Annotated in this window: 9 protein-coding genes; 5 read left to right on the plus strand and 4 right to left on the minus strand. The window is 41.5% G+C overall.

What is annotated here, in order from left to right; translation table 11 throughout:
- Window positions 1–44: 44 nt before the first annotated feature.
- Window positions 45–2603 (plus strand): excinuclease ABC subunit UvrA, encoded by a 2559-nt coding sequence (uvrA, locus tag GQR47_RS00740; RefSeq protein ID WP_206015919.1) that lies wholly within the window; start codon window positions 45–47, stop codon window positions 2601–2603.
- Window positions 2604–2655: 52 nt separating this feature from the next.
- Here uvrA and GQR47_RS00745 read toward each other — a convergent pair whose 3' ends face one another.
- The 3 genes from GQR47_RS00745 to GQR47_RS00755 form a co-directional block, all read right to left on the minus strand.
- A complete protein-coding gene (locus tag GQR47_RS00745) occupies window positions 2656–3147 on the minus strand; it encodes a DUF2798 domain-containing protein (RefSeq protein WP_024595058.1) in 492 nt (163 codons plus the stop codon).
- 80 nt (window positions 3148–3227) lie between these two features.
- Complete coding sequence (locus GQR47_RS00750; RefSeq protein WP_024595057.1) at window positions 3228–3845, minus strand: LysE family translocator; 618 nt, start codon at window positions 3843–3845, stop codon at window positions 3228–3230.
- Between the two features lie 71 nt (window positions 3846–3916).
- Window positions 3917–6379 carry a prolyl oligopeptidase family serine peptidase gene (locus GQR47_RS00755; protein ID WP_154902959.1) on the minus strand — a complete coding sequence of 821 codons (2463 nt, stop codon included), beginning with the start codon at window positions 6377–6379 and terminating at the stop codon, window positions 3917–3919.
- A gap of 166 nt (window positions 6380–6545) precedes the next feature.
- Here GQR47_RS00755 and GQR47_RS00760 point away from each other — a divergent pair, with 166 nt between their 5' ends.
- The 3 genes from GQR47_RS00760 to GQR47_RS00770 all read left to right on the plus strand — a co-directional run bounded on the left by GQR47_RS00760 (window position 6546) and on the right by GQR47_RS00770 (window position 10110).
- Window positions 6546–7541, plus strand: coding sequence for a LacI family DNA-binding transcriptional regulator (locus GQR47_RS00760; protein ID WP_154902960.1), 996 nt, complete (start codon window positions 6546–6548; stop codon window positions 7539–7541).
- The gene (locus GQR47_RS00765; RefSeq protein ID WP_024603585.1) at window positions 7538–8767 is read left to right on the plus strand and encodes a glycosyltransferase family 4 protein; all 1230 of its coding nucleotides are present in this window, start codon (window positions 7538–7540) and stop codon (window positions 8765–8767) included. The genes GQR47_RS00760 and GQR47_RS00765 overlap by 4 nt, the downstream gene beginning before the upstream one ends.
- A gap of 116 nt (window positions 8768–8883) precedes the next feature.
- Window positions 8884–10110 carry a threonine/serine exporter family protein gene (locus GQR47_RS00770; RefSeq protein WP_024597230.1) on the plus strand — a complete coding sequence of 409 codons (1227 nt, stop codon included), beginning with the start codon at window positions 8884–8886 and terminating at the stop codon, window positions 10108–10110.
- A 553-nt stretch (window positions 10111–10663) separates the two neighbouring features.
- On the opposite strand, the gene poxB is transcribed toward GQR47_RS00770, so the two are convergent.
- Window positions 10664–12388 carry a ubiquinone-dependent pyruvate dehydrogenase gene (gene poxB / locus GQR47_RS00775; protein ID WP_024597229.1) on the minus strand — a complete coding sequence of 575 codons (1725 nt, stop codon included), beginning with the start codon at window positions 12386–12388 and terminating at the stop codon, window positions 10664–10666.
- A 316-nt stretch (window positions 12389–12704) separates the two neighbouring features.
- Between poxB and GQR47_RS00780 the strand changes: the two genes are divergently transcribed.
- Entirely contained in the window at window positions 12705–14360 is a 1656-nt protein-coding gene (locus GQR47_RS00780; RefSeq protein WP_024597228.1) for an RluA family pseudouridine synthase, read from the plus strand.

Genomic DNA, 14360 nt, shown 5'->3' on the forward strand with positions numbered 1-14360 from the left:
GCTAACTTAAAGTAAAAAGCGCGATTAAACAGGAGTATAAACGTATGGCAAGCACACATAAAAACTCAACAACGGATTTATCTGATCCCAGTAACAGCATTCAAGTAAGAGGGGCGCGCGTTCACAACTTAAAAAATGTAGACGTTGATTTACCTCGTAACGCATTGGTTGTTTTTACAGGAATATCGGGCTCTGGAAAGTCGTCGCTTGCGTTTGGAACGCTGTTTGCTGAGTCGCAGCACCGTTACCTTGATTCAGTATCGCCGTACGCCCGAAGGTTGATAGATCAAGTTGATGAGCCCGATGTTGATTCTATTGAAGGGCTACCGCCTGCCGTTGCTTTGCAGCAGCAACGCGGCGCACCGTCGGTTCGCTCATCAGTTGGCAGCATAACAACTATTTCTAACGCGCTACGCATGCTTTACTCACGCGCAGGCGAATACCCCAAAGGGCAAGGCATACTTTACGCCGATGCGTTTTCGCCGAATACGCCACAAGGTGCCTGCCCAGAATGCTCAGGAATAGGCCGAGTGTTTGAAGTAACCGAAAAGCTACTTGTGCCAGATGATACAAAAACTATTCGCCAGCGCGCTATAGCCGCGTGGCCACCAGCATGGCAAGGTAAAAACCTAAGCCGTATACTTACCTCGCTTGGTTATGACATAGACACACCTTGGAACAAACTTTCTAAAAAAGCACGCGATTGGATTTTATTTACCGACGAAACACCTACTGTGCCGGTATACCCAGATTACACCTATGAGCAAACACATAATGCGATAAAAAATAATGAAGATCCAAGCTACATGGGAACTTTTTCAAGCGCTAAACGCTTTGTTTTACAGTCTTTTGCTACTACCCAAAGCCCGCGTACAAAAAAGCGCGTATCGCAGTTTATGCAAATATCGCAGTGCCCTACCTGCCAAGGTAAAAAATTAAAACAAGCGTCGCTAAGTGTTAAATTTGCAGGGCTTGATATTGGCGAGCTATCTCAACTTACATTAAACGAACTTGCTAAAAAATTAAGTAATGCCGCCAACACCAAAGTAAATAAAAATACAAAAAATCCAGAGCAAGCCATTGTTACGCAGCGCATTGCCAGCGATATTCTTACCCGTATTGAAGCACTAACCATGCTTGGTTTAGGGTACTTGTCGCTTGAGCGTACAACGCCAACGCTCTCACCCGGAGAGCTACAACGATTGCGACTTGCCACACAAATTCGCTCTAAATTATTTGGGGTAGTTTACGTGTTAGATGAACCTTCAGCGGGTTTACACCCTGCAGACACTCAAGCACTTTTAAAAGCGCTTGATGAGCTAATAGCGGCTGGCAATTCTGTATTTGTTGTTGAACACGATGTTAGCGTTGTTGAACATGCTGATTGGATTGTTGATGTAGGCCCTGATGCCGGTGTGCATGGTGGCAACATTATTTACAGCGGCCCTGTTGAAGGGTTAAGAAAAATAAAAAATTCGCACACCGGTCGTCACCTTTTTGCTAAAAACGCCAGTCAAGAGTCAACTCAAAACAGCGCGCAAAAAAAGGAGCAAAGGCAGCCAAAAGCGTGGTTAAAATTGGCAGATATTGAGCGTAACAATCTTAAAAAACTCAATGCAGAATTTCCACTAGGTGTTATGACAACCGTTACTGGTGTTTCGGGCTCTGGTAAATCAAGTTTAGTAAGCCAAGCGTTAGTAGAACTTGTTTACGAAGCACTTGGGCAAAAAATAATAACGGAAGCGCCAACCGACGAAGCCGACTTACTCGAACAAGAGCTGCAAACACACACCAGCGGAAAAATCATTGAAGGAATAAATAATATAAGCCGCCTGATTACCGTAAATCAAAAAGCGATTGGCCGTACCCCTCGTTCAAACTTAGCTACCTATACGGGTTTATTTGATCATGTGCGTAAACTATTTGCTTCTACCCAAAAAGCGAAAGAGCGCCGTTACGATGCTGGTCGCTTTTCGTTTAATGTTGCTAAAGGTCGCTGTAAAAACTGTGAAGGCGTTGGCTTTGTGAGTATAGAGCTGCTGTTTTTACCTAGCGTTTATTCACCTTGCCAAGTGTGTCATGGCAAACGTTATAACGAGCAAACACTTGAGGTTACATATCGTGATAAAAACATCAGCGATATTCTAAATTTAACGGTTGAATCGGCATATACCTTTTTTGAAAATGAGCCTGCAATACTGCGATCACTCGATGCACTTATGCAAGTAGGTCTTGGGTATTTACGTTTAGGGCAACCTGCCACTGAGCTTTCGGGCGGTGAAGCGCAGCGTATTAAATTAGCAACAGAGCTTCAACGTGCGCAGCGCGGTAACACACTTTATGTTCTTGATGAGCCAACTACAGGCCTGCACCCATCGGATGTATCAATGCTGATGTCGCAGTTAAATAAATTAGTGGATGCTGGCAACACCGTTATTATGGTTGAACACGATATGCAAGTAGCCCGTAATAGTGACTGGGTTATTGATGTAGGACCCGGTGCTGGCGAAGAAGGCGGCTTAATTGTAGCGCAAGGGAAACCTCCAGAGGTAGCCCAATCTAAAATAAGCCGAACAGCACCTTTTTTGAATCGTGCAATTTAAAGAGCAGGTAAACACTAAATAACAAAAAAGAGCCAATGGCTCTTTTTTGTTATTAGCTTTTTAAAAAGCGTTCTATTTTAGGTTTTACCGTAACCGACATTATCAGCATTATAGTTAAACCTATTGGTAATGCGGCTAATAACCCTTCAACCCATCCAGTTACAAATACACGCATATCTGCATAGCCAATATTATTAGTAGCGGTAACAAACGCCATAACCGACTCCATGATCAGCGCCATAAAAACACTAATCACTAAATTACGTTTTAGCTCGCTACTACTAGGCAATAACTTATTAACTAGCTTATGCATTAAGGTCATCATTACAAAACCAACAGGCGCCATAACCAATACTGCACTTATAAATGAGGTAAACCAATCTGCATAAAAATGCTCTGTAACACCCACATTCACATAAGTCATAATGCCAGTTAGAGTACCGCCAATTAAGGTAATAATACTTACCATAACCAGTATTTTATAAATTACAGGTGTTTTTTTAGGCTCAACCATTACTGGGTTTGCTGATACGGGTGTACTCATATTTGGGCATGCCTTAAGCGTTAAATAGATGACAAAGTCAACTATAACAAATTAATTGACAATATCAACCACTTTTTGAGCTAACCAAAAATAAGCCAAATTCCAACTAACCCCATTAAGCTACCAGCAATACGGTTCATCCATTTAATATTATCACCACGGCTTAAAAATAAACGTAAGCTTTTACCGCCTGTTGCGTAAGCTAACATACTTAAAAACTCGGTGGTCATTATAACACCAAGCAATACTAAAAGCTGAGGGGCTACAGCATGCTCAACACTTATAAAGGGTGGCAGTAGTGAAATCATAAACGCCCACCCTTTAGGGTTAGCAATTGCGGTTACAAAACCTTGCGTAAATAACGACTTCCTACTTACGTCACTTGGTTTTGAGGTATCGACCGACATTTTTCCTTTGGCTCGCCACATGTTAACGCCAATATAAATTAAGTACGCACCGCCTACCCACTTTAAAATAGCAAACGCATCTGGGTAATTTAGCATTACGCTTGCAACACCTAATACCGCAGCTATGGCAACACTTGCGACACCTAACAGCTCGCCTATCATCATCCATAATGTGCGGCGCACGCCAATGCTCATACCGAGTGTCATGGCAAGGGTCATACACATACCAGGCGTTATCGACACAAAAAAGAACGTAGGAATAAAAACCGCAAGTGCTGCTACATCAATCATTAATTTACTCTCATATTAAAAGCAAAAACGCGGCTATAAGTAGCCGCGCTGTTGCTTACTCATTTTTATTACTATTGACCAGCACTTACCACGGGGTCAGTAATAACCTCTACTGGCTCTGCTGTATCATTTAACAAATACTTATCTAACCACTGTTCTTGTTCCCACAACACATGTAATAAGCTTTTACGCGCACGGTAACCATGTGCTTCATAAGGGAGCATTACTAAGCGAGCATCTTTACCTAAACCTTTAAGGGCTGCGTACATGCGCTCACTTTGCATTGGGAAGGTTCCTGAATTAGGATCTTCTTGGCCGTGGATCATTAGCATTGGTTCGTTAATTTTTTCAGCATGGAAAAACGGCGACATATTAGCGTACACACTTTGTGCTTGCCAAAAATCACGCTCTTCTCCTTGAAAACCAAACGGCGTTAATGTGCGGTTATACGCGCCACTGCGAGCAATACCTGTTTTAAATAAATCGCTATGAGCCAATAAGTTAGCAACCATAAATGCACCATACGAGTGCCCTGCTATGGCTATTTTGTTTTTATCGGCAATACCTTTTTTAACTAATACATCAACAGCTGCTTGCGCACTTGATACTAACTGCTTTCTAAAGTTATCGTTTGGCTCGCTGCCATCAATACCCACTATTGGCATTTTAGGGTCGTCAAACACGGCAATACCTTTAGCAAGGTAAGGCATTGGGCCCCAATAACCAATGTAGGTAAACGCATAAGGCGATTCGCGTACTTGCGATGCAACCGCTTTATCTTTGTATTCAAGTGGGTAAGCCCACATAAGTACCGGTAACGGGCCTTGTGTTTTATCGTACCCTGGTGGTAAATAAAGCGTGCCCGAAAGCTCAACGCCGTCGTCGCGTTTATAACGTAATTGCTCTTTAGTTACGCCTTTAAATGCAGGGTACGGATGCTCAAATGTCGTTAGTTGCGTTAACGTGTCGTTATCTAAATCACGTATAAAAAAGTTAGGTTGCTCAGTTTTAGATTCGCGAATAGTAATAAAGCGCTCACCTTCGTCATCAAGTAGTGCACGAACACGCTCATAGTATGGCGCTTCTGATTGCCATAAACGCTTGCTGCTATTTGTTTTAACATCGTACCTATCTAAAAACGGCACATTACCTTGCTCTGAAGCACCATTACCGCGCAGGTAAATATAACGCCCGCCTACAATTTTAATTACGTTTGCGCCTAAATCGTTGCGCTCGTAAATGGCATTACCCGGGTCTTTGTACGCATCGTTGTAACTACGCTCTGAAAATAGCACGCGGTTTCTGTCGGCATTTCGTGGTTGCACTATGTAAGTACGTACTTGGCGATCGCTAAAGCGCCAGTCTGTCAGCATTGCTACGTTTTCGTTGCCCCACTCCATTCCCGCATAACGGCGCTCTACTTTGGCAAATAATTTAGGCTCGCGTTTAAATGGTGCACGTAAGCTGTAAACATAATCATGATGCTCAACGTCGGTTTTCATGTCGCCGCCATCTTGCGCCTCGGCCCAAATAACTTCAGCACCTTGATCGGCTCGCCATTCAAAATCACGGCGGCCAGTGCGTACACTGTCGTAACCTTGTGGAATATTATCGGCAAGTGGCTGTTTTGCCAGCTCTGCTAATGCATAGCCGCGCATGCCCCATATTTGCCACGTGCTTGCAAAGCGGCTGTAAGGCACTTGATACGAAAACGGCTCATTAATACCGGCAACTAAAATATTGGTAGAATCAGGTGATACTGAAAACGATTTAAATAAAGAAGGGCTACCTATTGCTTGAGTATTGCCATCAAGCGTTATGTAAGCCAATTGCCCTTGCCCGTAAAACTTAAACTGTGATTCATCAAACGGGCTGGTTAATAAATTTTGGTAAGTACGTGCTGGCGCTTTTTCGCCAGTACTTTGTTGAATAACAGGCACTACATTTTGGCTGTTATTTTCAAGCCTTGGTTTACCAAAATTAACAGCAAGATTTGCAACAATGGCGCTGCTATCTGGCAGCCATTTATATGGCGATGCAGTTAGTACCGAATTTAACGCAGCACTAGTTAACTCTTTTGCTTGTTTGGTTTCAACGCTGTAAAGCCATAAGTTGGCTTGGGTTGGTTGCTCAACAACAAAGGCTAAATATTTACTATTAGATGACCATTTAGGTGAGCGGATAATGCCATTAGGTAAGTTGTTAATGCTAATAACCGACCCGCTTTGAACATGCTTAAGCTCCACGGCACTAAATTTGGCACTCACACGAGAGCGCGAAAAATTAGCGGGGTTTAGCTTAATACCTGCAAGCTTAAGCTCTTCTTTTGCAAGTTCATCAAGGGTTACTACACGTTTGCGCTCAAAAAGCGCTAGCCACTGGCCATCGCTCGATAAGTAACTAGTGGGTGCTAACTTAGCGTCAACCAATGCTGCAAGTTCGGGTGATGGGGTTTGATAGCCCTGCTCGGCGTAACTTGTTGGGACTAATGCCGCACAACAAATAAAGACAACTAACAGCCTAAAAGCGCTCATGTTTTTATCCTTTTGTTATTTTTTACTCTTATAGGCGTATATAAACACGTTTTGCTTTGTTCATAAAGTATTAAGGTAAGTTAAACACCTCTAAAAGATGACTTAATAGTGCTGATTAAGCTAAACTACAGCGCTATTTATTCACCACTGCGGTACTTAAAATACAATGCATAACAAAGCCAAATCAGTCACCATTTTTGATGTTGCAGAGCGTGCTGGTGTATCAAAATCAACCGTATCCTTGGTACTTACCCAAAGCGATAAAGTGGGCAATAAAAGTAAACAAAAAATACTCAAAGCGATAGATGAGCTAGGGTACGTTTATAATCGTGATGCCGCTGCTATGCGCTCAAAACGCTCTAACTTAGTGGCCATAGTAATAAATGATTTAACTAACCCAGCTATGGCACACCTTGCTACCAGCTTACAACTTTTGTTAAACGACAATGGCTTACAAGCCATGATTGTAAGCAGTAATAATAGTCTTGAGCTACAAGCAAACGCAGTTAAAAACTTAAAAGAATACAACGCAGCTGCATTTATTATTTGCCCCGTTGCTAATACTTGCCCCAAATGGCTTGATGCGCTCAGCGCGCAACACAAAGTAATTACCTTAATGAGTGAAGTGCCCTTTAGCGCAGCTCCGTGTGTATTACCCGACTATAAAAAAGCCAGCCACGTAGCCAGTATGCATTTACTCGCACAAGGCGTGACAAACATAGCATTTATAAGCAGTGAACTTACTTTAAGTGATTCACAAGCACTGCAAAGTGGCTTTAATACCGCTTGCGCGCAGCACAGCATTACACCATTAGCACCCATTCACTGCGCAGTAAACGCAGCCCTTAGCGCTAAAAATGCATTTATAGAAGCATATAAACACAACCCAACATTAAACGCTGTGGTGTGTGCAAACGATATTATTGCTCAAGGTGTTATTGCTGCTATTAACTCATTAACACATCACTGTATTAAAGTGGTGAGTTGCCACCATATTCCTAATAGCGCGGTTATAAATGATCACTTAACCACTGTGGCTATAAGTACAACTGATATAGCCAAGCGGTGCCTTTTAATACTGCAAGAGCTACTACAAAATACAGCCCCGCCAGTAAAAACACTGGTAAATGTAAACTTACAAATTAGAGATTCTAGCCAATGAAAAAAGTGCTGGTAATTGGCTACGTATGGCCAGAGCCAAATTCGTCTGCTGCGGGAACGCACATGATGTCGTTATTAAATGCCTTTAGAGCGCAAAACTGGGACGTTGAATTTGCAACGCCCGCGCAGCGCACCGACCACATGGTAAATCTTGACGACTTTGGCATAACCAGCCAAAGCATTGCACTAAACTGCGATAGCTTTGACGAATACGTTAAAGCCTATAATCCAGATATAGTCATGTTTGACCGTTTTATGATGGAAGAACAATTTGGCTGGCGCGTTGATAAACATTGCCCTCATGCAATTAAAATTTTAGACACCGAAGATTTACAATGTCTGCGTAATGCTCGCCACGAAGCGTTTAAAGGTGAGCGTGATTTTACAACCAGCGATTTACACTCAGACATAGCAAAACGCGAAATTGCCGCTATTTTACGCTGCGACCTAAGCTTAATTATTTCAAGTTATGAAATGAGCCTACTAAATAGCGTATTTAAAATAGAGCCAAACTTATTACACCATTTACCGTTTATGGTCGATTTAAGCTCACTGCCTACAAGTACAAAAACGTTTGAGCAGCGCCAGCACTTTATGACCATAGGTAACTTTAGGCACGCACCAAACTGGGATGCTGTACTTTACCTACAAAAAATATGGCCTCTTATTCGCAAGCAGCTACCAAAAGCAGAACTACATATTTATGGCTCTTATCCACCACCAAAAGCCACGGCACTAAATAACCCTAAAACAGGGTTTTTAATAAAAGGCTGGGCCGATAATGCGTTTGATGTAATGCAAAGCGCACGCGTATGTTTAGCACCACTGCGCTTTGGTGCAGGGATTAAAGGTAAATTGCTTAAAGCCATGATTATGCGAACACCCAGCGTTACCACCAATATTGGCGCAGAGGGCATGCATAACGATTTACCATGGCCGGGGAAAATAGCCAACACCGCCGATGACTTTGCCAGTGCTGCCATTGAAATGTACACCAATCAAAGTGACTTTGAGCAAGCGCAGCAAGATGGCAGCACACTACTTAATACGCTGTACAACAAAGCACTATTGAGCGCTGCGTTAATTCAAAAAGTCGATTCAATAAGTAGTGATTTAAACGCTCATCGCGAAAAAAACTTCACAGGCCAAATGCTCAAACATCATACAATGCGCAGCACTCAATACATGTCGCAATGGATAGCCGAAAAAAATAAAAAATTAGATTAAAAATGACTAGACACACACCAATTAGTGTTTAAAATCGCGCCCATCAAACGTGGGCATTTTTAGCTGTATTGTCTATATTTTTAGCTTAGTTATCGCAATATTTGGTCCAAAAAGATTTGAAAACTGCAACCTTTACAGAAAAACGCAAATTTATCGTTAAATTGGGTAAGATGCTTCACAAATATGGTACGCCTGCTTACCGCCTAGAAGCTCACCTCATGGAAGTGGCTACATACTTAGGACTTAAATCGTCGTTTGTTATGTCGCCAACCTCTGTAACGTTTGTTATTTGGACCGATGGCCACGAAGACGAATATACCCATGTTGCACGTGTAGACCCTGGCGATCACGATTTAGGCTCACTTGCCGACACCGACGACCTTGTAAACCAAATGCTTGACGACAAGCTAAGTTTACAAGAAGTTGATGCGCAACTAGACGCTATTTTTGTAATGCCAAACCCATACAATAAACTTGTTACGGGCGTTGCGTTTGCAACTTCTGGTGGTGCGTTTGCAATGTTAATGGGTACTAGCTGGACTGATGTTATTTGGTCATCGCTTCTTACTTTAGTTGTTTATGTGTTTGTGCTTTGGTCTGGGCGCTCAAAACGCGTAGCACATATGCTTGAGCCATTAGTAGCAATAATATCGGCCATACTTGCCTGTGCAGTAAGCGTATACATAACACCTGAAATAAACATACGCTTGGTGGTACTTTCGGCCATTATTGTGTTTATACCCGGTTTAGCACTTGCGCTTGGCTTAGCAGAGCTTGCAGCGCGGCATTTAGTGTCGGGTACAGCAAGAGTCATGGACTCGTTTATGCTGTTATTTAAACTCTATTTTGGCGGTTTTATTGGCATAGGCATTGGCTTTGCACTCTTTGGGCAAGCTGACTTTGTACAACCTGAACCATTACCAAAGTGGACAGCATGGCTCGCCATATTTTTACTTTGTAGCAGCTTAATCGTTATTTTTAGAACCAAACTTAAGCACGCTGTTTGGTCTATTGCATCAGGCTTTATAGCGTATGGCACCAGTATTGGCTCGGCTATGTACCTTGATTACACGTTAGGTACGTTTGTGGGTGCTTTATCGGTAGGTATATTTAGTAACTTGTTTAACCGTGTTGCTAATGCGCCGGCTTCTATTGTGGCCATGCAAGGCTTAATTGTATTAGTACCAGGTAGCAAAACCTATATTGGCTTAAACTCACTCATTGAAGGCCAAGACTTTATATACGCAGAGCATATAGGCCAGCAAACGTTTTTAATATTTATGTCGCTTGTTGCAGGGCTAATATTTGCAAACGTAGCCCTACCGCCTAAAAAGAGTTTGTAACTGATACTGAGCGCTCGCTTTACTTTAATTGAGTAAAGCGAGTAAAACATTAAACTAAAAACAACTACCAAGTAGCAATTGAGGCCAATGCTAAATGTTTTAGCTCATTACATTGCACTTGAGTCAAACTCAAAAACCTCATAGTGATTCCAACGTAAAAACAGTTCAGCGCTTTCTAAATAACCTAAACTCTGGATAATAAATCTATCTCAAGCAGCTATTTTCAGCGCTAACTGCGTTGAATTTACTTGCAATAGGCTAGATATTTGCGTATTCACTGGTGCGTAAACTGCTTTGCTGAGCTTGAATAAGCCATAAAACAGCCAGCGACAGTAAAACCGATTTCCATTTCATTATTGCTCTGTTCCCTCTATGAGTAGAGGTATTTTATGCGTGCTTTTATTAATTTAATGATAAACCATATATGGTTTTCTATTTCGGTTCAATCACTTACAAACAGCAGCCTTAGCTTATTAATAATAAAAGATGATAGTGAGGATTATTACTTGGCACTTCCCTATTGAGCTAAAATACTCAATAGGGAAGTAACTAACTAGCGTGACCAGTTAGTTTTGGCAAGCTCTACAATCTCGTTTCCTTTGCCATTTATCAGCGCTTTCATCATGTAAACGCTAAAGCCTTTTGCTTGCTCTAATTTGATTTGCGGCGGCATTGAAAGCTCTTGTTTTGCTGTATCGACTTCTAAAACAACAGGTCCTGAGTGGTTCATCATCTCGTTCATTGCCGATGGTAATTTTTCAGGGTCATCCACATGAATCCCTTTTAAGCCGCAGGCCTGTGCAATGTTAGCAAAACTTGGGTTTTCTAAATCGGTATCGCTTGATAAAAACCCACTGGCTTTCATTTCCATAGCCACAAAACTAAGTGAGCGATTATTATAAACAACAATCTTTATTGGTAAATTAAGCTGCTTAAGTGAGATTAAATCCCCCATTAACATCGAAAAGCCACCATCACCACACATTGCAATGACTTGGCGGTCTCTATCAACAGATTGAACCCCCATTGCCTGCGACATCGCATTTGCCATAGAGCCATGATTAAACGAGCCAATTAAGCGACGCTTACCATTCATTGATAAATAACGCGCAGCCCACACTGTTGGCGTACCTACATCACAAGTAAAAACAGCATCGTCAGCTGCTTGCTCGTTGAGTAAACGCGTTAGGTATTGCGGGTGAATTAAGTTTTGCGAGGTTTTGCCACTGGCAAGTTCATCAAGATCTTGTCGAGACTCTTTGTAATTTTTAACACATTTTTGTAAGTGCGAACTTGTCCGTTCACCTTTAATATAATCAAGCAGTGTGGCCACTGAGTTTTTAGTATCCCCTAACACGCCACAGTCAATTTGCACGTGTCGCCCGAGTGACGCAGCCTGATTATCAATTTGCAATATGGTGGTATTTTCGGGATAAAAAGCACGATAAGGAAAACTAGTACCAATCATTAATAACGTATCGGCTTCTTGCATTGCATGATAGCCCGATGCAAAGCCAATAAATCCGGTCATACCAACATCGTAAGGATTATCGTATTCAATAAATTCTTTACCGCGCATGGCATGCACTATCGGTGCTTGTAATTTTTCGGCTAGCGCAACAATTTCGTCGTGGGCATCCTTACAACCAGCACCACACAATAAGGTTACTTTTTTACTTTTATTAAGATGAGTCGCCATTGCTTCAATATCAGATAAAGCGGGGGTATAAGTTGCTGGCTTTGGCACGTTCCATTTCGGCTTAATAGCTTTAGGCATATCTTTTAATGCAATATCGCCAGGTAGCACAAGTACACTCACGCCTTTGTTTAGTATTGCTTGTCGCATTGCTGTTTCTAGCAGGTACGGCATTTGCTCAGGGCTCGACACCATTTCACAATACACACTGCATTCTTTAAATAATTCTTGCGGATGGGTTTCTTGAAAATAACTACTGCCAATTTCAGATGAAGGAATATGTGCGGCAATTGCTAATACTGGTACATTATTGCGCTGACAATCAAATAAGCCATTAATTAAATGAAGGTTACCTGGCCCGCAAGAACCCGCACACACCGCAAGCTCGCCTGATAAATGTGCTTCGCCACCAGCTGCAAATGCGGCAACTTCTTCATGTCGCGTACCTAGCCATTCAATTGTTCCCATTTTTCGCAGACTTTCACTAATGCCGTTAAGTGAATCGCCAGTTACTCCCCAAATACGTTTTACGCCTGCTTGTTCGAGGGTTTTAGTGATAAAACTTGCGATATTTTGACTCATAATATAGAACTCCTAAATATTCAGTTATTCTGTAAATTGATTTTTCGTCTCTGATCTATCAGGTAAGTCATCGTTTCGAAATGCGCTCAATTATTGAGAATCGATAAGCTTAAATATTTTGATAATGATAAATATATTACTACTGAGACTTTACTAACAAACGCCTATGCTTGCTGCGACCCCATACTGATACATAAAACATGAATGTCCGCTTTAAAGTGTTTATGAATATGCGGGTGCGAGATTTTTAGTGGCTTAACTATGAATATGTTATTATGCGCTCAATTATTTTACTGAATGCTTTTCTCTTACTTCTATGTCAAATTCTGCTTCTTGCTTTACATTATTTTCTCAAAATATTGATGCTCTCGCGCTTCCTGAAAAGTTTACTTTCCCTTTTTATTACGAGCCGCAACCATTAGCTGTAGCAGCCACTAAACAATTACAGCAACAGCTTGAAACGTTAGCGCATTTAAAAGCAGAAAATGCAGGTAAAATGTTTGGGGTTTTAGTGGTGCAAAATGCTAAGCAACAATTAGGCTTTTTAAGTGCTTATTCGGGACAAATTGAAGGTGATAAAGGTAATATTAGCTTTGTGCCGCCTGTTTCTAGCATGCAACTTCAAGACGATAGCTATTTGGCTCAAAGTAAAATAATTAACGATATTAATGCTCAAATTGAGCAATTAGAAAATAGTGAACAACTGCTTGAAGTTAATAGCAAACTTGATGATGCAACACAGAGCTACCAGCAAGCGCTATTAGCTCAACAGGCAGTAATGCAAGCCGGTCGTCAGCAGCGAAAAATACAACGTACCGAAGGCAAATTAGAACTTAGCGAAAGTGATTTTGAGCAGTTAAAAAATAAGCTTGCAGGGCAAAGCATCGTAGAAAAAAAGCAACTGCTGGCACTTAAATCCTATTGGCAAAATATAATCGAGTCACTGCAGCAAACACACATCAATATTTCTAATGAAATTGCTCATTTAAAAAAGCGCCGTAAAACACTTTCTAAAAGCTTACAAATAAAGCTATTTGCACAGTACCAATTTTTAAATGCAAATGGTGAAACTACAGATTTAAATGCTATTTTTGCAGCATTACCTGAGCACACTCCTCCTTCGGGTGCTGGCGATTGTGCAGCGCCTAAATTATTACAATACGCCTATAAACATGACTTAAAGCCACTTGCTATGGCAGAGTTTTGGTGGGGAGCAGCACCTAAATCAGCAATTAGGCAGCATAAGAATTACTACCCTTCTTGTTACAGTAAATGCCAACCAATACTTGGGCATATGCTAAAGGGTTTAGATGTTGAAGATAACCCGCTACTTATCAACCCAGCTCAGGGTAAAGATTTAAGTATTGTTTATAAAGATGACGACTTACTTGTGGTAAATAAGCCCGCTGAGTTTTTATCAGTGCCTGGCGTTAATATTGATGACTCAGTTTATATGCGCATAAAAACGCAGTTTCCAGAGGCATCAGGGCCACTAATTGTACACAGATTAGATATGTCGACTTCTGGGTTATTGATGATTGCACTTAATAAACGCGTGCACAAAGCACTGCAAAAGCAGTTTATTGAACGCACCATAGATAAACGTTATGTAGCATTAGTTAATGGTAACGTAGCTGAGGATAGCGGAGTAATTGATTTGCCCTTAGTGCTAGACTTTGATGATAAACCGCGCCAAATGGTGTGTTACACACACGGTAAGCAATCACTTACTACCTGGCAGGTTTTAGAGCGTAACAACAATATTACCCGATTACAGTTATACCCTAAAACAGGGCGAACTCATCAATTAAGAGTGCATTGTGCGCACAGCTTAGGTTTAAACATGCCAATTATAGGCGACACACATTACGGGCAAAAAGCCGAACGATTACATTTACATGCAGAATACTTAGCATTTACTCACCCTATTACGCTTAAACGATTAGAGTTTGAAGTAGCCGCAGATTTTTAA

It is taken from the genome of Pseudoalteromonas sp. Z1A2 (genome assembly GCF_011378755.1).
GTDB lineage: Bacteria > Pseudomonadota > Gammaproteobacteria > Enterobacterales > Alteromonadaceae > Pseudoalteromonas > Pseudoalteromonas distincta.